Source organism: Antarcticimicrobium sediminis (genome assembly GCF_004348975.1).
Taxonomy (GTDB): Bacteria; Pseudomonadota; Alphaproteobacteria; order Rhodobacterales; family Rhodobacteraceae; genus Antarcticimicrobium; species Antarcticimicrobium sediminis.
Genome location: NZ_SMFP01000002.1, coordinates 442,654 through 462,938 on the forward strand (window position 1 = coordinate 442,654; position 20,285 = coordinate 462,938).

Annotated in this window: 22 protein-coding genes and 1 tRNA gene; 11 read left to right on the forward strand and 12 right to left on the reverse strand. The window is 63.9% G+C overall.

Annotated elements, in window-relative coordinates:
- Positions 1-10 precede the first annotated feature (10 nt).
- The 5 genes from E1B25_RS05445 to E1B25_RS05465 all read left to right on the forward strand — a co-directional run bounded on the left by E1B25_RS05445 (position 11) and on the right by E1B25_RS05465 (position 4,008).
- Positions 11-1,066, forward strand: a complete 1,056-nt coding sequence (locus E1B25_RS05445) for an SPOR domain-containing protein (protein WP_132827668.1) — start codon at positions 11-13, stop codon at positions 1,064-1,066.
- The gene (gene nagZ, locus E1B25_RS05450; protein WP_132827744.1) at positions 1,063-2,070 is read left to right on the forward strand and encodes a beta-N-acetylhexosaminidase; all 1,008 of its coding nucleotides are present in this window, start codon (positions 1,063-1,065) and stop codon (positions 2,068-2,070) included. The genes E1B25_RS05445 and nagZ overlap by 4 nt, the downstream gene beginning before the upstream one ends.
- Positions 2,060-2,854 carry a segregation and condensation protein A gene (locus tag E1B25_RS05455; protein ID WP_132827669.1) on the forward strand — a complete coding sequence of 265 codons (795 nt, stop codon included), beginning with the start codon at positions 2,060-2,062 and terminating at the stop codon, positions 2,852-2,854. The genes nagZ and E1B25_RS05455 overlap by 11 nt, the downstream gene beginning before the upstream one ends.
- 59 nt (positions 2,855-2,913) lie before the next feature.
- The gene (gene scpB, locus E1B25_RS05460) at positions 2,914-3,519 is read left to right on the forward strand and encodes an SMC-Scp complex subunit ScpB (protein WP_132827746.1); all 606 of its coding nucleotides are present in this window, start codon (positions 2,914-2,916) and stop codon (positions 3,517-3,519) included.
- Positions 3,520-3,588: 69 nt separating this feature from the next.
- On the forward strand, positions 3,589-4,008 hold the full coding sequence (locus E1B25_RS05465) for a hypothetical protein (RefSeq protein WP_132827671.1): 420 nt from the start codon (positions 3,589-3,591) through the stop codon (positions 4,006-4,008).
- A 26-nt stretch (positions 4,009-4,034) separates the two neighbouring features.
- Here E1B25_RS05465 and E1B25_RS05470 read toward each other — a convergent pair whose 3' ends face one another.
- The 8 genes from E1B25_RS05470 to E1B25_RS05505 all read right to left on the reverse strand — a co-directional run bounded on the left by E1B25_RS05470 (position 4,035) and on the right by E1B25_RS05505 (position 9,605).
- Positions 4,035-5,111, reverse strand: a complete 1,077-nt coding sequence (locus E1B25_RS05470) for a 2'-deoxycytidine 5'-triphosphate deaminase (protein WP_132827672.1) — start codon at positions 5,109-5,111, stop codon at positions 4,035-4,037.
- Between the two features lie 58 nt (positions 5,112-5,169).
- A tRNA-Pro gene (locus E1B25_RS05475) sits at positions 5,170-5,246 on the reverse strand.
- Between the two features lie 61 nt (positions 5,247-5,307).
- Positions 5,308-6,108: a MerR family transcriptional regulator gene (locus E1B25_RS05480; protein WP_132827674.1), complete on the reverse strand. Its 801-nt coding sequence runs from the start codon at positions 6,106-6,108 to the stop codon at positions 5,308-5,310.
- 15 nt (positions 6,109-6,123) lie between these two features.
- Entirely contained in the window at positions 6,124-6,426 is a 303-nt protein-coding gene (ihfA, locus tag E1B25_RS05485) for an integration host factor subunit alpha (protein ID WP_132827675.1), read from the reverse strand.
- A 97-nt stretch (positions 6,427-6,523) separates the two neighbouring features.
- The gene (locus tag E1B25_RS05490; protein WP_132827676.1) at positions 6,524-7,498 is read right to left on the reverse strand and encodes a beta-ketoacyl-ACP synthase III; all 975 of its coding nucleotides are present in this window, start codon (positions 7,496-7,498) and stop codon (positions 6,524-6,526) included.
- Entirely contained in the window at positions 7,495-8,640 is a 1,146-nt protein-coding gene (gene plsX / locus E1B25_RS05495; RefSeq protein ID WP_245510618.1) for a phosphate acyltransferase PlsX, read from the reverse strand. The genes E1B25_RS05490 and plsX overlap by 4 nt, the downstream gene beginning before the upstream one ends.
- Positions 8,641-8,662: 22 nt before the next feature.
- Positions 8,663-8,869 (reverse strand): 50S ribosomal protein L32, encoded by a 207-nt coding sequence (rpmF, locus tag E1B25_RS05500; protein WP_132827677.1) that lies wholly within the window; start codon positions 8,867-8,869, stop codon positions 8,663-8,665.
- Positions 8,870-9,068: 199 nt separating this feature from the next.
- Entirely contained in the window at positions 9,069-9,605 is a 537-nt protein-coding gene (locus tag E1B25_RS05505; protein ID WP_132827679.1) for a YceD family protein, read from the reverse strand.
- A 105-nt stretch (positions 9,606-9,710) separates the two neighbouring features.
- On the opposite strand from E1B25_RS05505, the gene E1B25_RS05510 reads away from it, so the two are divergent.
- The 3 genes from E1B25_RS05510 to E1B25_RS05520 all read left to right on the forward strand — a co-directional run bounded on the left by E1B25_RS05510 (position 9,711) and on the right by E1B25_RS05520 (position 12,880).
- Complete coding sequence (locus E1B25_RS05510; RefSeq protein ID WP_132827680.1) at positions 9,711-10,178, forward strand: outer membrane protein assembly factor BamE; 468 nt, start codon at positions 9,711-9,713, stop codon at positions 10,176-10,178.
- Positions 10,179-10,289: 111 nt separating this feature from the next.
- Entirely contained in the window at positions 10,290-11,018 is a 729-nt protein-coding gene (locus tag E1B25_RS05515; RefSeq protein ID WP_132827681.1) for a GNAT family N-acetyltransferase, read from the forward strand.
- Positions 11,019-11,071: 53 nt separating this feature from the next.
- Entirely contained in the window at positions 11,072-12,880 is a 1,809-nt protein-coding gene (locus E1B25_RS05520; RefSeq protein ID WP_132827682.1) for an ABC-F family ATP-binding cassette domain-containing protein, read from the forward strand.
- A gap of 112 nt (positions 12,881-12,992) precedes the next feature.
- Here the strand turns inward: E1B25_RS05520 and E1B25_RS05525 are convergent, their stop codons facing one another.
- Both E1B25_RS05525 and tyrS read right to left on the reverse strand, forming a co-directional pair.
- Positions 12,993-13,748 (reverse strand): SDR family NAD(P)-dependent oxidoreductase, encoded by a 756-nt coding sequence (locus tag E1B25_RS05525; RefSeq protein ID WP_132827684.1) that lies wholly within the window; start codon positions 13,746-13,748, stop codon positions 12,993-12,995.
- A 139-nt stretch (positions 13,749-13,887) separates the two neighbouring features.
- The gene (gene tyrS / locus E1B25_RS05530) at positions 13,888-15,150 is read right to left on the reverse strand and encodes a tyrosine--tRNA ligase (RefSeq protein ID WP_132827685.1); all 1,263 of its coding nucleotides are present in this window, start codon (positions 15,148-15,150) and stop codon (positions 13,888-13,890) included.
- 62 nt (positions 15,151-15,212) lie between these two features.
- Here tyrS and E1B25_RS05535 point away from each other — a divergent pair, with 62 nt between their 5' ends.
- Positions 15,213-16,325 (forward strand): anhydro-N-acetylmuramic acid kinase, encoded by a 1,113-nt coding sequence (locus tag E1B25_RS05535; RefSeq protein ID WP_132827687.1) that lies wholly within the window; start codon positions 15,213-15,215, stop codon positions 16,323-16,325.
- Between the two features lie 84 nt (positions 16,326-16,409).
- On the opposite strand, the gene E1B25_RS05540 is transcribed toward E1B25_RS05535, so the two are convergent.
- Positions 16,410-16,853: a cupin domain-containing protein gene (locus E1B25_RS05540; RefSeq protein ID WP_132827689.1), complete on the reverse strand. Its 444-nt coding sequence runs from the start codon at positions 16,851-16,853 to the stop codon at positions 16,410-16,412.
- Between the two features lie 69 nt (positions 16,854-16,922).
- Between E1B25_RS05540 and E1B25_RS05545 the strand changes: the two genes are divergently transcribed.
- A complete protein-coding gene (locus E1B25_RS05545; protein WP_132827691.1) occupies positions 16,923-18,344 on the forward strand; it encodes a protein adenylyltransferase SelO in 1,422 nt (473 codons plus the stop codon).
- Between the two features lie 5 nt (positions 18,345-18,349).
- On the opposite strand, the gene E1B25_RS05550 is transcribed toward E1B25_RS05545, so the two are convergent.
- Positions 18,350-19,225 carry a DMT family transporter gene (locus E1B25_RS05550; RefSeq protein WP_132827693.1) on the reverse strand — a complete coding sequence of 292 codons (876 nt, stop codon included), beginning with the start codon at positions 19,223-19,225 and terminating at the stop codon, positions 18,350-18,352.
- A gap of 132 nt (positions 19,226-19,357) precedes the next feature.
- Between E1B25_RS05550 and E1B25_RS05555 the strand changes: the two genes are divergently transcribed.
- Positions 19,358-20,065, forward strand: coding sequence for an endonuclease/exonuclease/phosphatase family protein (locus E1B25_RS05555; protein WP_132827695.1), 708 nt, complete (start codon positions 19,358-19,360; stop codon positions 20,063-20,065).
- Positions 20,066-20,285: the final 220 nt, after the last annotated feature.

Here is a 20,285-nt window from a genome sequence, read left to right on the forward strand (position 1 = left end):
TGAGGCGGACATGGCGGAAATCGAATACACCTATGGCGTGTATGGAAGTGAGCTTTATGCGGATGACGCGGCACCACAGCCGGATGCGCCTGCAGCGAGCGTGCAGACTCAGGACCGCGACGCGGGAACGCTGGGCCGGACAGTAAATATTGCCGGCGCGCTGGCGTCGCTGGCGCTGGTGATCGGCGTCGGCGTCTGGGGATACAAGCTGATGATGCGCGATGTCAGCGGCGTGCCGGTGGTGCGGGCGCTGGCGGGACCGATGCGGGCGCTGCCCGATGAGCCCGGCGGCCAGCCGGCGGATCATCAGGGCTTGGCAGTCAACGCGGTTGCGGCTGGGGGCGCGGCGACGCCGCCGGCGGATCGGCTGGCGCTGGCCCCGCGTCCGGTGCGCTTGGCAGACGAGGATGTCCCGATGGGCGATCTGGGCGCGGTGGCGACCCGTGCCTCGCTCGACAGCGGTGCTATCGCCTCCTTTCGCGACGGGAATGTTGACGCTCTGGTCAAGGATTTGACCCGAGACGCGGCACCGCTGGAACAGCCGCTGGCGGACAAGATCGAGCAGCCCGAACCGTTGACGGGTTCCAGTGCGCAGGGGACGCAGGATCGCGCGAGCATGGAAGAGACAGAGATCGCGACAGAAACGGCTCAGCCTGCCGTGCTGGCAGGACCGGGGCTGCGCCGGTCGCTGCGCCCGCAGGTCCGTCCGGCACAGTTCGAGACCGCGTCGGCGATGAACGCGGATGTGCTCGCGGCGCTGAGCGCGGCGCAGGATGCGGTCGCCAGCGTCGATGTGGAGGCCGACAACGTGCCACAGGGCGCGCGTCTGGCCCAGCTTGGTGCCTTTGACTCCCCTGATCTGGCCCGCGCCGAATGGGAGCGGCTGAACACCCGGTTCGGCGATTATCTCGACGACAAGCAGCGGGTGATCCAGAAGGCCAGCAGCGGCGGGCGGGTTTTTTACCGGCTGCGGGCGATGGGCTTTGACGATCTGTCGGACGCGCGCCGGTTCTGCTCGGCGCTGGTGGCGGAGAACGCCGATTGCATTCCCGTGACCGTGAGATGACCTTTGGCGCCACGATCATGGACGCGGACGCGCTGCGGCTGACCCCGCAGGAGCGGGCATTTTTCCGCGCAGTAAACCCGTTCGGCTTCATCCTGTTCGCCCGCAATATCGAGAGTGCGGATCAAATTCGCGCGCTTTGCGGGGACATGCGCGAAGCGGTCGGGCGCGACTGTCCGATCCTGATCGATCAGGAGGGCGGGCGTGTGCAGCGTCTGCGTGCCCCGCTGGCTCGAGAGTGGGCGGCGCCGCTGGATCATGTCACGCGCGCGGGCGAGGGGGCCGAGCGGGCGATGTATCTGCGCTATCGCCTGATCGCGGATGAGCTGCGCCAGCTTGGCATCGACACCAACTGCGCACCGATGGTCGATCTGGCGTTTGACACCACCCATCCGTTTCTGCGCAACCGTTGCTATGGATCCGAACCCGACACGGTAAGCCGATTGGGCTGCGCTGTGGCCCAGGGGCTGTTGGACGGCGGCGTGCTGCCGGTTCTGAAACATATCCCCGGCCATGGCCGCGCCACCCAGGACAGCCATTTTGACCTGCCGCATGTGACGCTGGATGCCGAAGCCTTGGATGATACCGATTTCGCCGCCTTCCGCGCGCTGAATGATCTGCCGATGGGGATGACCGCGCATCTGGTCTATGACGCGATCGACGATCAACCTGCGACCCTGTCTGCCCCGATGATGACGCTGATCCGCGAGCAGATCGGCTTCGACGGGCTGATCATGACCGACGACATTTCGATGAAGGCGCTCAAGGGCGATCTGGGCGATCTCAGTCGCGCGGCGCTGGCAGCGGGCTGTGATGTGGTGCTGCATTGCAACGGCACATTGGCCGAGCGGATTGCCGTTGCCGAGGCCTCGGGAGAGATGGGCGCGCTTGCCCAGGCCCGTGCCGAGGCAGCGCTGGCGGCGCGTCACGCACCCGGGGCGCTTGACATTCGCGTCGCCGAAGAAGAACTTTCTGCCCTTATGGGCGGACAGGTCTATGGCGGATAGAGATCTTTTTGAAGAAGATACGCTTTCGGTCACCGAACGGCTGGCCGCCGAGGCGCTGATCGTTGACGTCGACGGGTTTGAAGGCCCGCTTGACGTGTTGCTGATGCTGTCGCGCACGCAAAAGGTCGATCTGCGCACGATCAGCGTGCTGCAACTGGCGCGCCAATACCTGATCTTTGTCGAAAAGGCCAAGACCCTGCGGATCGAGCTGGCCGCCGATTATCTGGTGATGGCGGCGTGGCTGGCGTTTCTGAAATCACGGTTGCTGCTGCCGCCCGACCCCTCGGAAGAGGGCCCCTCGGGCGAGGAATTGGCGGCACATCTGGCGTTCCAGCTGGAGCGGTTGCAGGCGATGCGCGACGTCGCCGCACGGCTGATGGGCCGCGACCAGCTGGGGCGCGATTTCTTTGCCCGTGGCCAGCGCGAGGACATGATGCGCATCCGCACGGTGACCTATACCGCGACGCTGTTGGATCTGATGCAGGGCTATGCCCGGATCCGTACGCGGGACGAATTCCGCCCCTTCGTGATGGATCGCAACAATATCTTTACGATGGAACAGGCGTTAGAGCGGATGCGCCCGCTGATCGGATTTGCCGGGGCCTGGACCGATTTGACCAGCTATTTGCCCGAGGGCTGGGAAGAGGATCCGGCGCGCCGCCGCTCGGCCACGGCGGCAACCTTTGCCGCCTCGCTGGAACTGGTGAAAGAGGGGCATATGGAGATCCGGCAAAGCGAGTTGTTCGCTCCGATCCAGTTGCGAAAAAGGGATGGCAGACCGTGAGCGAGTCGCACCAGCACGACGACACCAGCGAGAGCGAAACCCTGTTTGATGCCCCGCCCATGGGCGAGCAGGAGCGCATGGTCGAGGCGGTGCTATTCGCCAGCGTCGAACCCGTAAGCGTGCGCGATCTGGAGGTGCGGATGCCGCATGGCTGCGATGCCGCCGAAGCGCTGGCGCATCTGCGCAAGCGCTATGAGGGGCGCGGTGTGCGCGTGGTGCGGGTGGGGGATGCTTGGGCATTCCGCACCGCCCCGGATCTGGGCTATCTGATGCAGAAAGAAACCGTCGAGATGCGCAAATTGTCGCGCGCTGCGGTCGAGACGCTTGCGATCATCGCCTATCACCAACCCTGCACCCGCGCCGAGATCGAAGAGATTCGCGGCGTTTCGGTCAGCAGGGGCACCATTGATCAGCTGTTGGAGATGGAATGGATCCGGTTCGGGCGGCGCAAGATGACGCCGGGTCGGCCCGTGACCTTTGTGGTGACGCCGGAATTTCTGGATCATTTCGGTCTCGAAACCGCCCGCGATCTGCCCGGCCTCAAAGAGCTGCGCGCAGCAGGTCTGTTGGAAAACCGTCCACCGCCGGGGCCGCTGGGCCCACGCGAGGAGGACGAGGACGACGACGAGGTGATCGAAGGCCAGTCCGAGCTTTTCGAAGATTGACCCGGTAAATGCCCTGAAATTGGCCTAATCCGCCCCTAAATAACGAGGGAGAAGCAAGGGGATGCGGAAATGAACTTTAATCAGATCGTCAATATGATCCTGCGTCTGGTGATGCGGCGCGTGCTTCACACTGGGGTCAATGCGGGGATCAACGCCGCCACGAATCTGGGTAAGCGGCGCAAAAGGCGTGCGCCGGTTGCTGCCCCGGCACCTGAGGCCGTTCATCGGCAGCCCCAGCCTCAACCCCAGCAGGTTCCGCCGCCGGCCCCGCCGCAGCGGCAAGCGCAGATGCCAGCACAGAAGCAAGCCCAGCCGGAACCGCAGGTACAAGCCCAGCCGCAGATGCAGCCACAGGTACGCCCCGCGTATCAGCAACCGCCAGCCGCACCGGAGCCGCAGAACGCGATGACGCCGGAAGAGCGGCAGCGCAGACGCGAGATGCGCCACGCAAGACGCGCCGCGCAGGCCGCAATGCGTAACGCGCGCTGAGGCGGTTCAGCGTGGTTCGGGGCGGCTCAGCCGGCCCGGAAATGCTTGGAGAGTTTGAGCCCCTGGCCCTGATAGTTCGAGGCGATCCCGGCCCCATACAGGCGGTCGGGCAGGGCGGTCATGCGCTCATAGACCAGCCGCCCCACCACTTGGCCATGCTCCAGAACAAAGGGGGCCTCGTGGCAGCGGACCTCCAGCACACCACGGGCCCCGGCACCGCCGGCGTTCGCATGGCCAAACCCGGGGTCGAAAAAGCCGGCGTAATGCACCCGGAATTCCCCAACCATGGCCAGATAGGGTGCCATCTCGGCGGCATAGGCGGGGGGGATATGCACCGCCTCGCGGCTGACAAGGATATAAAACGCGCCGGGGTCGAGGATGATCTGGCCGTCGCCGGTCCGGATCTCTTCCCAATACGCGGCCGGATCATAGGCATTGATGCGATCCAGGTCGATCACACCGGTATGCGGCTTGGCGCGATACCCGACCAGATCTGAACCCTTGGGGCGCAAATCAACCGAGAACCCCAGCCCCTGTTCGATCACCGCCTCGCCGTCCACCAGTGGGCTTTCGGCATGAAGCGTCCTGAGGTCCGCATCGCTCAGCACCGCCTGACCGCGCCGGAACCGAATCTGGTTCAGCCGCATGCCGGGGCGCACCAGAACGGAAAAGCTGCGCGGGCAGATTTCGGCGTACAGCGGGCCGCAATAGCCCGGCGCGATACGGTCGAATTCGGTGCCGCCATCGGTGATGGTCCGGGTCAGAAGGTCGAGCCGCCCGGTCGAGCTTTTGGCGTTGGCGACGGCGGTCATATCGGCAGGCAGGGCCAGCGTTTCTTCCAGCGGCACCAGATAGACACAGCCCTTTTCCAGCACCGCGCCATCGCTCAGGTCAATGCGATGCATCTCGAACTCTTCGAGACGCTCGGCGACCGTGCGGCCATGACCGGAGAGGAAGGAGGCGCGGATACGATAGGCTGTTTTGCCCAGCCGCAGATCAAGGCTGGCGGGCTGCACCTGTTCGTCCAGCACCGGCGTTTCGGCGCGGATCGCGGTCTCGGCGATCATCGCCCGGATCTGATGGTCGGGACAAACGCCGGTCATGTCAGTCCCCCGCCGCGTGGGGTGTCGCGGCCTGTTTTCTTCATATGTCGGCGTAAATTGGTCGGGCTAGCAGGACTCGAACCTGCGACCTTCCGTCCCCCAGACGGACGCGCTACCAGACTGCGCCATAGCCCGACATGGGGGTCTAAATACTTGATTTGAGGCCGGGGGCAAGAGGGAATCATCGAAAAAATTATCAGCCTCGACCGGCATTTGCATTGCGGTCGTACCAAGCCCGCAATGCCCGGGTCAGCGGTGCGATTTCGTCCGCCTGACGGGGGCTCAGCACCGCCAGCCCAGCCAGATGACCGAGGGGGCCGGGGGTATAGGGCGGCTCGGTTTCGGGCAACTCGGCTTCGGGCGGTTCGCTTTTGGCGAGATCGCTTTTGGTCGGTTCTGTCTTGGGCATCCCGGGGTCGACTGGGGCAGAATCGCGCCCCTGTGCCGTCAGCCCGGATCGCGCCTCCGGTGCGGCGGTCGGTTTGTTCAGAAACGACGGCAGCCCCGAGGCGGTGGCTGCCGGGCTGGAAGGCGCGGGCGGCGGGGCAGGCGCGGGCGTGATCGGTGCGGCGGGCACCTGCGCGTCCGGCGTCACGGGTGTCTCAGACGCGCCGCGATCAACGATTTTCGGCACGGGTGCGGGTATGGCCGTCTCTGGTGGGGTCTTGGCCTTGAAGGCCAGAACGGTGCCACCCGCAGGGCTGGCGTCGATCGCCTCGCCATCCAACGGGGGCGACAGGCCGATCACATGCACAACCCCTTGTTCGCGCAAGATTTTCTGAACGCCTTTGATGGTCATGCCGTCATCATGCAGCAGCGTCTTGATTCCGCCAAGCAGTCGCATGTCAGCGGGGCGGTAATAGCGTCTCCCACCGGCACGTTTTACGGGTTTGACCTGAGGAAATTTGCTTTCCCAGAATCGCAGCACATGCGCCTGCACATCAAGCCAGGTCGCGACTTCGCTGATGGTGCGAAAGGCGTCGGGCGATTTGGTCATCTGTGCAAGGCCTGTCTACTTTCGATTTCCGACCGCGACCCGATCTTTCATCAGATGCGACGGGCGGAAGGTCAGCACGCGGCGGGGCTGAATCGGAACCTCTTCGCCAGTTTTTGGATTACGCCCGATTCGGGCCGATTTATCGCGGACACTGAAGGTCCCGAAAGACGAGATCTTGACCTGCTCACCGCGCGCCAATGCGTCCGAGACATGCTCTAGCATGCTCTCGACCAACTGGGCGCTTTCATTGCGCGACAACCCGACTTCGCGAAACACTGCTTCGCTCAGATCCATCCGGGTAAGTGTTTTAGAACCCATGCCGTCCCCCATTATATTACCCGAGAATAGGGTCGAGGCAATTTCACTGTCAATATCAATGAATTGCACGTGGTGGTTTAGGTGAAAATCCGCAGCGCTACCAGCGCAGGATAACCGCACCCCAAGCCAGCCCGCCGCCGATCGCCTCGGTCACCAGCAAATCGCCGGGTTTGATCTGGCCGCGCGCCTTGCCCACCGACAGCGCCAGCGGGATCGAGGCGGCCGAGGTATTGCCGTGGTCCTGTACGGTGACCACCACCTTGTCCATGCTCAGCCCCATCTTCTTGGCGGTGCCCTGAATGATGCGGATATTGGCCTGATGCGGTACGATCCAGTCGATGTCATCGTGGCCAAGTCCGGCCTTGCTCAGCGCCGCATCAGCCGTAGAGGCGAGCTTTTCAACCGCCTGCCGGAACAGTGGGTTGCCCTGCATGCGCAGTTTTCCCGCAGAGCCGGTGGTCGAAACCCCGCCATCGACATAAAGCATGTCGCGATAGCTGCCGTCGGAATTGAGATCGGCGGACAGGATGCCGCGATCGTCAGAGGTGCCCTTGCCCTCCTGCGCCTCAAGCACCAGCGCGCCGGCCCCGTCGCCGAACAGCACGCAGGTGGCACGGTCCGTCATGTCGAGGATTCGGCTGAAGGTCTCGGCCCCGATCACCATCACCCGCTTGGCTTGTCCGGCCAGAATCAACGCGTTGGCGGTCGACAGCGCATAGATGAAGCCGGCGCAAACCGCCTGCACGTCAAAGGCAAACCCTTTGGTCATGCCGAGCCGGGATTGCACCATGGTCGCGACAGAGGGAAAGGTCAGGTCGGGGGTCGATGTGGCCAGGATGATGGCGTCTATATCAGACGCGACCAGCCCCGCATCGGCAAGCGCGGCCTGCGCTGCATAGGTGGCCAGATCCGATGTTGTTTCGTCTTCGGCGGCAAAATGGCGCCGCTCGATGCCGGACCGGGTGCGAATCCATTCATCCGAGGTCTCCAGCGTCGCTTCAAACTCTGCGTTTGGCACTACCCGCTTGGGCAGGTAATGGCCGACACCGGTGACCACTGAACGTTTCGTCATGCCTTTTGCTCGCCTTCATTCTTTTGATTTTTCTTGTCGGCCGTGTCCGGCGCGGCTTGGGCATCTTCGGTAAGTGAGGCGGTGGATGCAACCCGTGCTGCCAGCCGTTCGGAAAAACCCGATTGCGCCAGTTGAAAGGCCAGCTTGATCGCGGATGAAACGCCGGTGGCATCGGCACCGCCGTGGGATTTCACCACGGTGCCGTTCAGCCCAAGGAAAACGCCGCCATTGACGCGACTGGGGTCGATCCGCTTTTTCAGCCGCAAAAGCGATGTGATAGCCAGCACCGAGGCCATCCGCGACAACAGCGAATGGCGGAACGATTCGCGCAAAAGCTCGCTCACAAGACTGGCGGTGCCTTCGCCGGTTTTGACAGCCACATTGCCGGTGAACCCGTCGGTCACGATCACGTCGGCGACGTTGCCGGGGATGTCGCGTCCCTCGACGAAGCCCACGAAATCGAAATTGGCCTGATCGGCAAAGCGAGAGATCAGCGCATGCGCCTGTTTCAACTCGGCGCGGCCCTTGTGCTGTTCGGTGCCGACATTGAGAAGCCCGATCCGTGGCCGCTTGAGATTCATGCCATTGCGCGCGTAAGAGGCGCCCATCAAGGCATATTGCAGCAGATCTTGTGCATCGGCGCGCACATCGGCGCCGACATCAAGCATCACGTTGAAGCCTTGAACATTGCGCGATGGCCATAGCACAGCGATCGCTGGCCGGCTGACGCCGGGCAGTTTGCGCAAGCACAGCATGCTCAACGCCATCAGCGCCCCGGTATTGCCACATGACACCGCGCCATGCGCCTCGCCCTTGCGCACAGCTTCCAGCGTCGACCACATCGAGGTGCTCTTGCCGTTGCGCATCACGTGGCTGGGTTTGTCATCCATCGTGACGACATCTGCGACGTCACGAAAAGACACGCGCCCCGCAAGAATGCGACGGCGCGCGACCAACTTTCTTAGCGCCTCTTCAGGCCCGTGCAGAATGAACCGGATATCGGGGTTCTTTGTGGCGGATTCCGCCATCCCCGATACCACGACACCAGGCCCGGCATCGCCGCCCATCGCGTCGACCGAAATAACGATTTTATCGCCTTGAAGGCGGGGCTGATCAATCATCTGGTCGGGCGTGGCAGTCATGCGCAGGCGATACCGGTGTGGCTCAAGCCGCGTCCTCGTCCAGGTCGACGTCGTCGGCCAGGGCGATGATTTCCTTATCATCGTAATGACCGCAGGACGGGCACACGTGATGAGGGCGCTTCAGCTCGCCGCAATTGGAGCATTCGTTGGGGTTTGCAGCAACCAAGGCATCATGCGCCCGGCGGTTGTTGCGGCGCGACTTGGATACTTTATTCTGTTGGACAGCCATGTCTCAACCCTTGTCTGATAGGGGCCAGGAGCGGTCTCCGAGCCGTGTTTCAATTCCGTTAGCTACGGTGTGACGTGCGTTTAGGCCGCAGCCTGCTCGATGTCCAACCCTAATTCGGCTGAGCGGGCGAAAATACTGTGATTCTTTCGCCGTGCAACCGATTCTTACCCGCCGCGTCTGAGCGACCGGGCTTGAGAGGTCATTTGCCCTGTTTCAGCGCGTCGCGCAACCCGGAGAGACCAGCAAAAGGCCGGGTGTCCTTGTCGCGCATCGGGGCCTTGCCCGGTTCTGTAAAGATTGCCTCGCCCAGTTCGACATCCTGTTTGCGTGGATAAAGCGGCAGCGCCAGCGCCAGCGCCTCGGCCATTACGGCGGCAGGGTCGATCCATGCGCCCAGCTTTTCGCTGTTGTCATCTTCGGGCATTTCGACGTCAGGGGCCTCGTCCTCGGGCAGCTCGGTCAGGAAGAGGCGGTGAATCTCGGTATCGATTCGGGTGGTGACCGGCTCCAGCGTGACGACGCAGGGCTGCACCACGGTGGCGCCCAGTTTCCCCTTTAGCTGCCAATCGTGTTTGCCATAGGCGGAAATCTCTCCGCTAAAGCGCAGCTTGCGCAGGGCGATCAAACCCAGCTCTTGCGCCAGCAGGGCACGCGCTGGGGCGTCCGGGGCAAGTTCGAACAAGGTGGGGGTATTCTGTGGCAGCTCGGCCACGCGTAGCGCCTGTGTGTCGGTCATTCCCGGTATTCGCCTTCCGTCGTTGGTGTTCGCAATCTTGAACCGTGGGCACAGTTTATATAAGCGGGATGGCAGGCACAGAAAAGCCAACGCGAAAGGGCAACCATGATCGCATCTGTCTTACCGTTCAAAGCGGCGTTCCGCAGCACCATCCTGGGGCTGGCGGTGCTGGCTGTTTCGGGCTGTGCAGCTATATACCGCAACCACGGCTATGTTCCCAAACCGGAAGAGCTGGATGCAATCCAGCTGGGTAAGGATACCCGCGACAACGTGATCAAGGCGGTCGGCCCGCCGTCGTCCTCGGGGGTGCTCAAGGACAGCGGGCTGTATTACGTCTCAACCCGGATGCGCCACTATGGCCCGACCGAGCCCAAGATCGTCTCACGCGAAGTGGTGGCGATCAATTTTGACCAGCGCGGCGTGGTCAGTGGCATCGAACGCTATGGGCTGGAGGATGGGCGCGCGATCCCGATTCAGCGCCGGGTGACCAGTTCCAGCGTTGAGGACAAGACGTTCTTGCGCCAACTGCTGGGCAACCTTGGCCGGTTCAACCCGGGCAGCGTTCTGGAATAGCAACGTTCTGGACTAGGGATCTCGCCCTGCTGAAAGCGAGTTCGCCGCTGTCTTGTCTTGTATGACGGCAGCGGCGGCACTAGCGTTCCGGGAACGGAATGCGGAGGGGCCATGCCGCTTTTGACCAAGGGCCGATACCAGGCACGTCTGGCCGAGACCGATGGCGACATCGCCGCCGCGCAGGCGTTGCGGACGCGCGCCTTTCGCACCGCGCAGCCCGATCGCGATGCCTTTGATGAAATCTGCTCGCATGTTCTGGTGCATGAGGGCCGCAACGGGGCGCTGGTCTGCTGTTTTCGCATGCTGGTACTGGAGGGCGGCGCCGAGCTGCCGCGCAGCTATTCCGCGCAGTTTTATGATTTGTCCGGCCTGCAAAGCTTTGACGGCCGGATGGTCGAGATGGGGCGATTCTGTATCGACCCGGATTGGCATGACCCGGACATCCTACGGGTGGCCTGGGGGGCGATGACGCGGTTCGTGGACGAGAACGAGATCGCCATGCTGTTTGGCTGCTCGTCTTTCGCGGGGATCGAGACGGCGCAGTATCTCGACGCCTTTGCGATGCTGAAATACCGCCATCTGGGCCCGAAACGCTGGTCGCCCCGGGTCAAGGCCCCGGATGTGTTCCGTTTTGGCGCCCGATTGCGGCGCAAGCCGGATGCGAAAAAGGCGATGCTGCACATGCCGCCTTTGCTGCGCAGCTATTTGTTGATGGGGGGCTGGGTCAGCGATCATGCGGTGGTCGACAGGAAGATGAACTCCCTGCATGTCTTTACCGGGTTGGAGATCGGGGCGATTCCTGCGGCGCGCAAACGGCTGCTGCGGGCGGTGGCGGGATAGGCTGGATCACGCGGGGCGTTGACGGGCGACGTGGCGGGAGATAGCAGGCCGATATGGCACGTATACCCCTCTTACAACTCAATCGCGTTTCCCTGACCTTTGGCGGGGACCCGGTTTTTTCCGATTTCGATTTGGTGGTGCAGCCCGGCGATCGAATCGCGCTGGTCGGGCGCAACGGATCGGGCAAATCGACCCTGATGAAGGTGATGGCCGGACTGGTCGAACCGGACCGCGGCGAGGTCATCGTCGGCCCCGGAACATCGGTCGGCTATATGGAGCAAGACCCTGAAATGAAAGGGTTTGCCACGCTTGGTGATTTCGCCACAGCGGGGCTGGAACCGGGCGAGATGTACAAGGTGGAGCGCGCTGGCGAGGGGCTGAAGTTCGATCCCGCGCGCCCGGTCGAGACCGCCTCGGGCGGCGAACGGCGCCGCGCGGCGTTGGCCCGGTTGATGGCCGAAGCCCCGGAATTGATGTTGCTGGACGAGCCGACCAACCATCTTGATATCGAGGCGATCGGCTGGCTGGAAGCCGAGCTGAAAGCGACGCGAGCCGGGTTTGTCCTGATCAGCCACGACCGCGCATTTCTGCGGAACCTTACGCGTGCAACCCTTTGGATAGACAGGGGAAAACTGCGCCGTCAGGAAAAGGGATTCGGCGAGTTCGAGGTCTGGCGCGACGCGATCTGGGACGAAGAGGACATGCAACGGCACAAGTTGAACCGGCTGATCAAGTCAGAGGCCCGTTGGGCGGTGGAGGGGATCAGTGCCCGACGCAAGCGCAACCAAGGTCGGGTGCGGGCGTTGCAAGAGCTCAGGGCCGAACGGTCCTCGCAGATTCGCCGACAGGGCAGTGCCGAACTGGCGCTGGATTCGGGGCCGAAGTCGGGCCGCAAGGTGGCGGAAGCTGTAGATATTTCAAAGACCTATGGCGACAAGGTCATCTTGCAAGATTTCTCGATCAAGATTCAGCGCGGCGACCGGGTGGCTTTTGTCGGGCCGAACGGGGCGGGCAAGACCACCTTGTTGAAACTGCTTCTGGGCGAGATCGAACCGGATTCGGGAACCGTGTCGCTGGGTACCAATCTGGAGATCGCGGTGTTCGATCAGGCGCGCGCGCAACTTGATCCGAACGCGACCCTGTGGGAAAGCCTGACGGGTGATCCCGCGATGCGCATCGCGGGCAAGTCGGACCAGATCATGGTGCGCGGCACACCCAAGCATGTTGTTGGTTATCTTAAAGAATTCCTGTTTGACGACCGGCAGGCACGGGCCCCGGTCCGGTCCCTTTCGGGGGGCGAAAAAGCGCGGTTGTTGTTGGCGCGGCTGATGGCGCAGACGTCGAATCTGTTGGTGTTGGACGAACCGACCAACGATCTGGATGTCGAGACGCTGGACCTGCTGCAGGAATTGCTGGACGACTATGACGGCACTGTTCTTTTGGTCAGCCACGACCGGGATTTTCTTGATCGGATCGCCACCACGACCGTGGCGATGGAGGGCGACGGGCGCGCTGTCGCCTATGCCGGCGGGTGGAGCGATTATCAGGCGCAGAAGCCTGAAAACCTTGTCGGAAAAGGTGAAAAAACAAAGGTATCCACGGCGAAGCTAAAGCAGGAAGAAAAGCCGAAACCGGGCCTGTCCTTTACCGAGAAGCATCGTTTGGAGGTCCTGCCGGGCGAGATCGAGCGGCTTGAGGCCGAGATCGGAAAGCTTGAAGTTCTGATGGCCGATCCGGAACTGTATACCCGGGAGCCGGTGAAGTTCAAAAAGGCGACCGAGGCGCTTTCGATGCGGCAGAAGAAGCTGGCGGCAGCCGAGGAAGAATGGCTGCAGCTGGAAGAGAAGGCCGCCGAAACGTAGGGTTCGGGGGCTGTTTCGTACAATGCACGGCTGAGAAAAAAGGCCCGCAAACGCCGATTGGGGAGTTTGCGGGCCTTTTTGTACGTTCCAAACCCTATTTTTCGGGGTGCGCTCAGCGCATCCGCAGCGCGCCGTCGATGCGGATCACCTCGCCATTGAGATAGCCCATCTCGACGATGAACCCGGCCATGCGACCGTATTCTTCGGCGCGGCCGAGGCGGGCGGGGTTGGGCACGTCGGCGGCGAGTTGTTCTTGCGCGGCTTCGGGCAGGCCCATCAGCATCGGCGTGAGGAAAATGCCCGGCGCGATCGCCATGACGCGGATGTTGTCGCGGGCAAGGTCGCGCGCCATCGGCAGGGTCATGCCGACGATGCCCCCCTTGGAGGCGGAATAGGAGACTTGTCCCCGCTGCCCGTCAAAGGCGGCGACAGAGGCGGTGTTGATGATGACGCCGCGTTCCCCGTCTTCGTCGGGATCGTTCTTGGCCATCTCGGCGGCGGCGAGGCGGGCGACGTTGAAGCTGCCCACAAGGTTGACGTTGATGGTGGTCTGGAAGGTGGAAAGCGGCAGCGGACCTTCCTTGCCCAGCGTCTTGCCGACGGTGCCGATCCCGGCGCAGTTCACGGCGGTGGTGATCTTGCCCATCTTTTTGACCGCATAGGCGATGGCAGCGGCGACCGAGTCGTCGCTGGTCACGTCGGTCTGGACGAAATGCCCGCCGATTTCTTGCGCGATCTTGGGGCCGCGCTCGGCGTCGCGGTCAAGCAGCGTGACCTGCGCCCCATTGGCGGCGAAGTGGCGGGCGGTGGCCTCGCCCAGACCCGAGGCGCCGCCGGTGATCACGGCTGCGGTGTTGGACAGTTTCATTGTGGGGTCCTCTCCCTTGATTTGAACGTGCGTTCAGATAGCAGGGGCGAGGCAGGGGAATCCAGTGGCTGTCGCGCGGAACGCGACGGCAGATGGATGTGACCCTCTCTCCCCTTGAGGGGAAGAGAGGGAGGGGGGCTCAGTCTTCGAGCTGCACCAGCGCGTGGCGCTTCTTGCCGGCGCTCAGCTTGATCGGCGTGGCCAGTGCGGCGGCGTCGATCATCAGGCCGGCGTTGCTCAGCGGCGCGTCATTGAGGCGCGCGCCCTGCTCGGAGATCAGCCGTTTGGCATCCTTGCCGGATTTGGACAGCCCGGATTTGACAAAAAGTTGCACGATCGAGATGCCCTCGCCGAGATCGCCCAGATCGGCGGGCGTCAGGGTGACGGTGGGCAGGTCATCGCCGACGCCACCATGTTCGAACACCTCGCGCGCGGTGGCCTCGGCCGCCGCCGCCGCCTCGGCCCCGTGGCAGAGTGTCGTCACCTCGTTGGCGAGGATGATCTTGGAAGCGTTGACCTCGGAGCCTTCCAGCGCGCCGAGACGGTCGCATTCCTCGACATCGAGCTCGGTATAGAGCTTGAGGAATCGGCCCACATCGGCGTCGGTGGTGTTGCGCCAGAACTGCCAGAACTCATAAGGGCTGCGCATGTCGGCATTGAGCCAGACGGCACCATCCTGACTTTTTCCCATCTTCTTGCCGTCCGAGGTGGTTAGCAGCGGCGAGGTGAGGCCATAGATCTGATGGTCGACCACCCGGCGGGTCAGGTCGATGCCGTTGACGATATTGCCCCATTGGTCGGAGCCGCCCATTTGCAGGATACAGCCGGTGCGGCGGTTCAGCTCAAGAAAGTCATAGGCCTGTAGAATCATGTAGTTGAATTCGAGAAAGGACAGTGATTGTTCCCGGTCCAGTCGCGATTTCACCGATTCAAAGGCCAGCATCCGGTTGACGCTGAAATACCGCCCGATGTCGCGCAGGAACTCCAGATAGTTCAGATTGTCGAGCCAGTCGGCGTTGTTGATCATCAGCCCGTCGGACGGGCCGTCGCCATAGGTTATGTATTTGGCGAACACCCGTTTGATCCCGGCGATGTTGTCGTCGATCTGATCGGACGTCAGCAGCGGGCGTTCCTCGGCGCGAAAGCTGGGATCGCCCACCTTGGTGGTGCCCCCGCCCATCAGGGTGATCGGCCGGTGCCCGGTCTTCTGCAGCCAGCGCAGCATCATGATCTGGATCAGCGAGCCCACATGCAGCGATTTCGCCGTGGCATCAAACCCGATATAGGCCGATTGACCGGGGGTCAGAAGCGCCTCGTCAAGGCCTTGATAATCGGTGCAATCGGCGAGATAGCCACGCTCCATCATCACCTGCATGAAGTCGGATTTGGGATGGTATGTCATGGCTTGCCTCGGGTCTGATTTGCGGGGAGTGTATAGGCGGCAGCGAGACAAAGGAAAAGGCCATGAATAAGGCCGGCAAGGCTGGCGCGCCGCAACGCGCGCTGGGGGCGATGAGCGGAACCTCTCTGGATGGTGTGGATGCGGCGGTGGTGGAAACCGACGGGCGCTGGATTCTGGGATTTGGCGAGACCGGATATCGGGCCTATTCCCCGGAGGAGCGCGCGGTGTTGCGCGCCGCGCTGGGGCAGTGGGTCGGGCCGCAGGCCGAGGCGGCGGCGCAGGTGGTGGACGCCGCCCACGGCGACCTGCTGGCCGGGTTCGAGGGGGTCGATCTGGTCGGGTTTCACGGCCAGACCCTTGCGCATGAGCCGCGCGGGCGGGGCACCTGTCAGGTCGGCGACGGGGCGGCGCTGGCGCAGCGGCTAGGTCTTCCGGTGGTGTGGGATTTCCGCAGCGATGACGTTGCGATGGGCGGCGAGGGCGCGCCGCTGGCGCCGTTTTTCCATTTTGCCTGCGCCAAGTGGATCGGGGCGCAGGAGCCGCTGTGTTTCCTAAATCTGGGTGGGGTGGGCAACCTGACCTATGTTGATCCCTCGTTTGCGACGCCGGAAGAAGACGGCGCGTTGTTGGCCTTTGATACCGGGCCGGCAAATGCGCCGGTGAACGATCTGATGCAGGCACGGCGCGGGCTGGAGATGGATGCGGGCGGGGCTTTGGCCGCGCGCGGTCAGGTCGAGGAGGGCGCGCTGGAGCTGTTTCTGGCCGAGCCCTATTTCGCGCGAATGCCGCCGAAATCGCTGGATCGCAACGATTTTTCCGAGATGATCGGGCTGGTGGGCGAGTTGGGCGATGCCGATGCCGCCGCCACCTTGACGGCCATGTGCGCCGCCGGGGTGGTTCAGGGTATGGAGCATTGCCCGCGCCCGCCGGCGCGGATGCTGGTCACCGGCGGCGGTCGTCATAACCCGGTGCTGATGGAGATGTTGCAGGTCTCGCTTGATTGTCCGGTGCTGCCGGTGGAGGCGGTGGGGCTGGATGGCGACATGCTGGAGGCGCAGGCCTTTGCCTTTCTCGCGGTGCGGGTGGCCTATGGCATGGCCACGAGTTGCCCCGGAACTACCGGGGTGCGGGCGCTGGTGGGCGGCGGGATCGTGAGCCGGCCTGACAAAGATTAGGGGCGCTGCCCCCGCCGCCCTGACGGGCGGCTCCCCCGGAGTATTTTCGGCCAGAAAAAGGCGGGCGAAGGCGTGTCTGAGCTCTCAACCGCGCGGGATGTCGAAACCGGGCGTGGCGAGGGTGAAGCCGGAGAACTCAAAGCCGGGGGAGACGGTGCAGGACACCAGCGTATAGGCGCCGGTGCTGCGGGCGGCCTGCCAGTGATCTGCGGGCACGATCACTTGCGGGCGGCCTTGGGTGAGATCGGGGGTCAGCAGATGATCGCGGGCCGGGCCCTGATCGGTGGCGCTGAGCGACAGTAGCAGCGGCGCGCCGGCGTGATAGAGCCAGATTTCGGTGGCGTCGACCTTGTGCCAATGGCTTGTCTCGCCCTCGGGCAGCAGGAAATAGATGCAGGTCGCGCTGGCGCGGGGGACTGTGTCGGCGCGCCAGGTCTCGGCGAACCAGCCGCCCTCGGGGTGACGCTGGAGGTTGAGGGTGGCGATGATCTGCTCGGCTGTGGGGGCGGCAGTGGGCTTGGTGTGCATGGGCGCGATTATGCACCCCGGTGCGTCGGGCGCTATGGCTTTCTGCGCGTCCGGCGTTATCTATGGCCCATGAGCTTGCATATTCCCTTTGACAATACATTCGCCCGGCTGCCGGGCGCGTTTTTCACCGCACAGGCGCCGCAGCCGGTGGCAGAGCCGCAGTTGCTGGCCTTTAACGCCGATCTTGCGCGTCTGTTGGGCATCGAGGCTGGCGATGTGGCGGAGAGGACGCAGGTGTTTTCCGGCAATCGGCTGCCCGAGGGGGCCACGCCACTGGCGCAGCTGTATTCCGGGCATCAGTTTGGCCAGTACAACCCGCAGCTTGGCGATGGGCGCGCGGTGCTGTTGGGCGAGGTGGTGGGGACGGACGGGGTGCGCCGCGACATCCAGCTCAAGGGGGCGGGGCGCACGGCCTATTCGCGCGGCGGGGACGGGCGCGCCTGGCTGGGGCCGGTGTTGCGGGAATACGTGGTGTCCGAGGCGATGCACGCCCTTGGCATTCCCACCACTCGCGCGTTGGCGGCGGTGGCGACAGGCGAGCCGGTTTATCGCCAAGAGGGGGCGCTGCCCGGTGCGGTATTGACACGGGTGGCGGCAAGCCATCTGCGCGTCGGCACGTTTCAGGTCTTTGCCGCGCGCGGTGATCTTGCCAGCCTGCGGCGGCTGACCGACTATGCCATCGCGCGCCATTATCCCGGCGTCGAGGGGCCGATGGGCTTGCTGAGCGCGGTGCGCGATGCGCAGGCGCGGCTGGTGGCGCAGTGGATGAGCGTCGGCTTTATTCACGGGGTGATGAACACCGACAATAGTGCGATCTCGGGCGAGACCATTGATTACGGGCCTTGTGCCTTTATGGATGTATTTCATCCGCAGACGGTCTTTAGTTCGATCGATCGCAACGGGCGCTATGCCTATGACCGGCAGGCGGAGATTGCGGTGTGGAATCTGGCGCAACTGGCTTCCGCGTTGATCCAGCAGATGCAGGATCGCGAGGCGGCGGTAGAGCAGGCCACCGAGATCGTGCACGCGATGCCCGATCTGATCGAGGCCGAATGGCTGGCCCGGTTTCGCGCCAAGCTGGCGCTGAGCGATGCGCGCGAGGGTGATCGCGATCTGATCGAGGATCTGTTGCGGCGGATGACGGCGGGGCAGGCGGATTTCACCAATACCTTCCGCGCGCTTGGCTCTGATCGCGCGCGCGATCAGTTCATCGATCCGGCCGCCTATGAGGGCTGGGAAGCGGCGTGGCTTGCACGGCGCGACGGATTGCCCATGCCGGGGCCGATGATCGCGGCGGCGAACCCTGTCTTCATCCCGCGCAACCATCGGGTGGAGCAGATGATCGCGGCGGCGGTGGCGGGGGACTATGCGCCGTTCCACCGGATGAACGCGGTGCTGTCGCGCCCCTATGATGATCAGCCAGAGGCCGATGATCTGACCCGGTCACCGCTGCCGAGTGAGGTGGTCGAGGCGACCTTTTGCGGCACGTAACGTGTCTATTTGCGGTTGATCAGCAGGATTCCCAGCGCCACCAGCGCCAGCGCGCCCCAGACTTGCAGGCCGATCCGTTCGCCCAGAATCAGCCAGCCGAACAGGACGGCGAAGACCGGCGAGAGAAAGCTGAACGAGGCCACCGCCGAGGCGCGAAAGATCGACATCAGGTGAAACCAGACGATATAGCCCAGCCCGACGACGCAGACCGCCTGAAAGGCGAGCCCGGCATAGTGGATCGGTTGCGGATCGCGGATGAGCGGGCCAAACAGTGGCGCCAGAACCAGCAGGATCGGGGCCGAGACCGCCACCTGAAGCAACAGCTGCATCACCGGGCTGATCCGGGTCAGCGGCGTCATGCGCAACAGCAGGATGATGCTGGCCCAACCCAGCGCGGCGATCAGGGCCAGCAGATCGCCCAGCAGGCTGGCCTGCCCGTTGGAGCGGTCGGCCAGTGCCAGAACAACGCCCGCCAACGCCAGCGCCATGCCGACCCCTGCCGCCGGGGTGATCCGTTCGCCGGGCAACCACAGATGCGCCGCAAAGCCGAGCCAGACCGGCATCGAATAAAAGATGATCGAGGCGCGCGCCACGGTGGTCAGGTCGAGCGCGACATACAGGCAGGCGAATTCAAAGGCAAAGGCCATCCCCGACAGCAGGCCCCAGATCAGCGCCGCGCGCGGTGCTGTCACCGGCACCCGGCGGGCGCGCATCCAGATCAGCACGACCAACGCCGCCCCGGCCGAGCGTAGCCCGGCCTGAAACACCGGGGCAAAGCCCTCGCCGGTGATTTTGACGACCACTTGGTTAAAGGCCAGCAGCAGGGCAAACCCGGTCAGGGCAGCGGCCCCAGCGGGATCCATCGCGCGTTTTTCAGTCATGCGCCCAAAGGATGTGCAGGACAGGGAACTGTCAAGAGCATGTAAATTTCCGGGGCTTGCACCGCCGGGCCGCATCGGCGCAAGTGGGCGAGACATCTGCGTCGAACCCGGAACCTATGGGGAGCCTAGGAAATGAGCGACAGCCCCGCCCTGCGCCTTGCCAGTTACAACATCCAGAAATGCGTCGGGTTGGATCTGCGGCGCAAGCCACGGCGCATCCTGCAGGTGCTGGCCCGGTTGCGGGCGCAGGTGGTGGTGTTGCAGGAGGCGGACAAGCGGTTGCCGCCACGCCCGGCGGCCTTGCCGCATTTCGTGCTGGAGGAAGCCGGCTGGGAGGTGGCCGATCTGGGCGGGGCCGGCTCGCTGGGGTGGCATGGCAACGCGGTGATCTGGCGCAAGGGCGTGGTCAGCTTGCGCGACATGGGCCAAATCGATCTGCCGGGGCTGGAGCCGCGCGGCGCGGTCTGGGTTGAATTTGACAGCCCGCTCGGCCCGCTCAGGGTGGTGGGGCTGCATCTGGGTCTGGTGGGGCAGTCGCGTCGGCTGCAGGTTTTGCATCTGGCGCAGGCCTGTGCGCTGTTGCCGCCGATGCCGATGATCTGGGCCGGCGATTTCAACGAGTGGTCGGGGAAATCCATGTTGGAGAAACTGGCGCCCCGGATGCAGTTTCTGCCGCGCCGGGCAAGCTTTCCGGCGTTGCGCCCGCTGGGGGCGTTGGACCGGATCGCGTTGAGCGCGGGGCTGGCCGCGCGCGGGCATGGGGTGCATCTGGAGCAACCGGCGCATATTGCCTCGGACCATTTGCCGATCTGGGCGGATATCGTGGCGCAGGGGCGCTAGGGCGCGCGGCTTGTCGTTCTGACGGAAACGAAAAAGCCCCGCACATGGCGGGGCTTTGCGTGATGTTCAGGTGAGAGCGGGATTAGGCTGCTTGACGGCCACGGTTCTGGCCGCCGGCGCCGCCGGCACCGCCGCCGCCAGAGCGACGCCGACGTGGGCCGCCGCCACCGGGCTTGCCGCCACCACCGGGTTTGCCACCGCCATAGCCGCCGCCGCCGCC

What these genes read in the sequence shown, in the direction of transcription:
- E1B25_RS05540 (WP_132827689.1), bottom strand. Translation starts at nt 16,853, where the DNA reads ATGCACACCAAGCCCACTGCCGCCCCCACAGCCGAGCAGATCATCGCC.
- E1B25_RS05520 (WP_132827682.1), top strand. Translation starts at nt 11,072, where the DNA reads ATGGCACGTATACCCCTCTTACAACTCAATCGCGTTTCCCTGACCTTT.
- E1B25_RS05535 (WP_132827687.1), top strand. Translation starts at nt 15,213, where the DNA reads ATGAATAAGGCCGGCAAGGCTGGCGCGCCGCAACGCGCGCTGGGGGCG.
- rpmF (WP_132827677.1), bottom strand. Translation starts at nt 8,869, where the DNA reads ATGGCTGTCCAACAGAATAAAGTATCCAAGTCGCGCCGCAACAACCGC.
- scpB (WP_132827746.1), top strand. Translation starts at nt 2,914, where the DNA reads ATGGGCGAGCAGGAGCGCATGGTCGAGGCGGTGCTATTCGCCAGCGTC.
- E1B25_RS05525 (WP_132827684.1), bottom strand. Translation starts at nt 13,748, where the DNA reads ATGAAACTGTCCAACACCGCAGCCGTGATCACCGGCGGCGCCTCGGGT.
- E1B25_RS05455 (WP_132827669.1), top strand. Translation starts at nt 2,060, where the DNA reads ATGGCGGATAGAGATCTTTTTGAAGAAGATACGCTTTCGGTCACCGAA.
- E1B25_RS05545 (WP_132827691.1), top strand. Translation starts at nt 16,923, where the DNA reads ATGAGCTTGCATATTCCCTTTGACAATACATTCGCCCGGCTGCCGGGC.
- E1B25_RS05515 (WP_132827681.1), top strand. Translation starts at nt 10,290, where the DNA reads ATGCCGCTTTTGACCAAGGGCCGATACCAGGCACGTCTGGCCGAGACC.
- E1B25_RS05465 (WP_132827671.1), top strand. Translation starts at nt 3,589, where the DNA reads ATGAACTTTAATCAGATCGTCAATATGATCCTGCGTCTGGTGATGCGG.
- E1B25_RS05490 (WP_132827676.1), bottom strand. Translation starts at nt 7,498, where the DNA reads ATGACGAAACGTTCAGTGGTCACCGGTGTCGGCCATTACCTGCCCAAG.
- E1B25_RS05505 (WP_132827679.1), bottom strand. Translation starts at nt 9,605, where the DNA reads ATGACCGACACACAGGCGCTACGCGTGGCCGAGCTGCCACAGAATACC.
- E1B25_RS05470 (WP_132827672.1), bottom strand. Translation starts at nt 5,111, where the DNA reads ATGACCGGCGTTTGTCCCGACCATCAGATCCGGGCGATGATCGCCGAG.
- tyrS (WP_132827685.1), bottom strand. Translation starts at nt 15,150, where the DNA reads ATGACATACCATCCCAAATCCGACTTCATGCAGGTGATGATGGAGCGT.
- ihfA (WP_132827675.1), bottom strand. Translation starts at nt 6,426, where the DNA reads ATGGGTTCTAAAACACTTACCCGGATGGATCTGAGCGAAGCAGTGTTT.
- E1B25_RS05550 (WP_132827693.1), bottom strand. Translation starts at nt 19,225, where the DNA reads ATGACTGAAAAACGCGCGATGGATCCCGCTGGGGCCGCTGCCCTGACC.
- E1B25_RS05555 (WP_132827695.1), top strand. Translation starts at nt 19,358, where the DNA reads ATGAGCGACAGCCCCGCCCTGCGCCTTGCCAGTTACAACATCCAGAAA.
- E1B25_RS05480 (WP_132827674.1), bottom strand. Translation starts at nt 6,108, where the DNA reads ATGACCAAATCGCCCGACGCCTTTCGCACCATCAGCGAAGTCGCGACC.
- nagZ (WP_132827744.1), top strand. Translation starts at nt 1,063, where the DNA reads ATGACCTTTGGCGCCACGATCATGGACGCGGACGCGCTGCGGCTGACC.
- E1B25_RS05445 (WP_132827668.1), top strand. Translation starts at nt 11, where the DNA reads ATGGCGGAAATCGAATACACCTATGGCGTGTATGGAAGTGAGCTTTAT.
- E1B25_RS05510 (WP_132827680.1), top strand. Translation starts at nt 9,711, where the DNA reads ATGATCGCATCTGTCTTACCGTTCAAAGCGGCGTTCCGCAGCACCATC.
- plsX (WP_245510618.1), bottom strand. Translation starts at nt 8,640, where the DNA reads ATGACTGCCACGCCCGACCAGATGATTGATCAGCCCCGCCTTCAAGGC.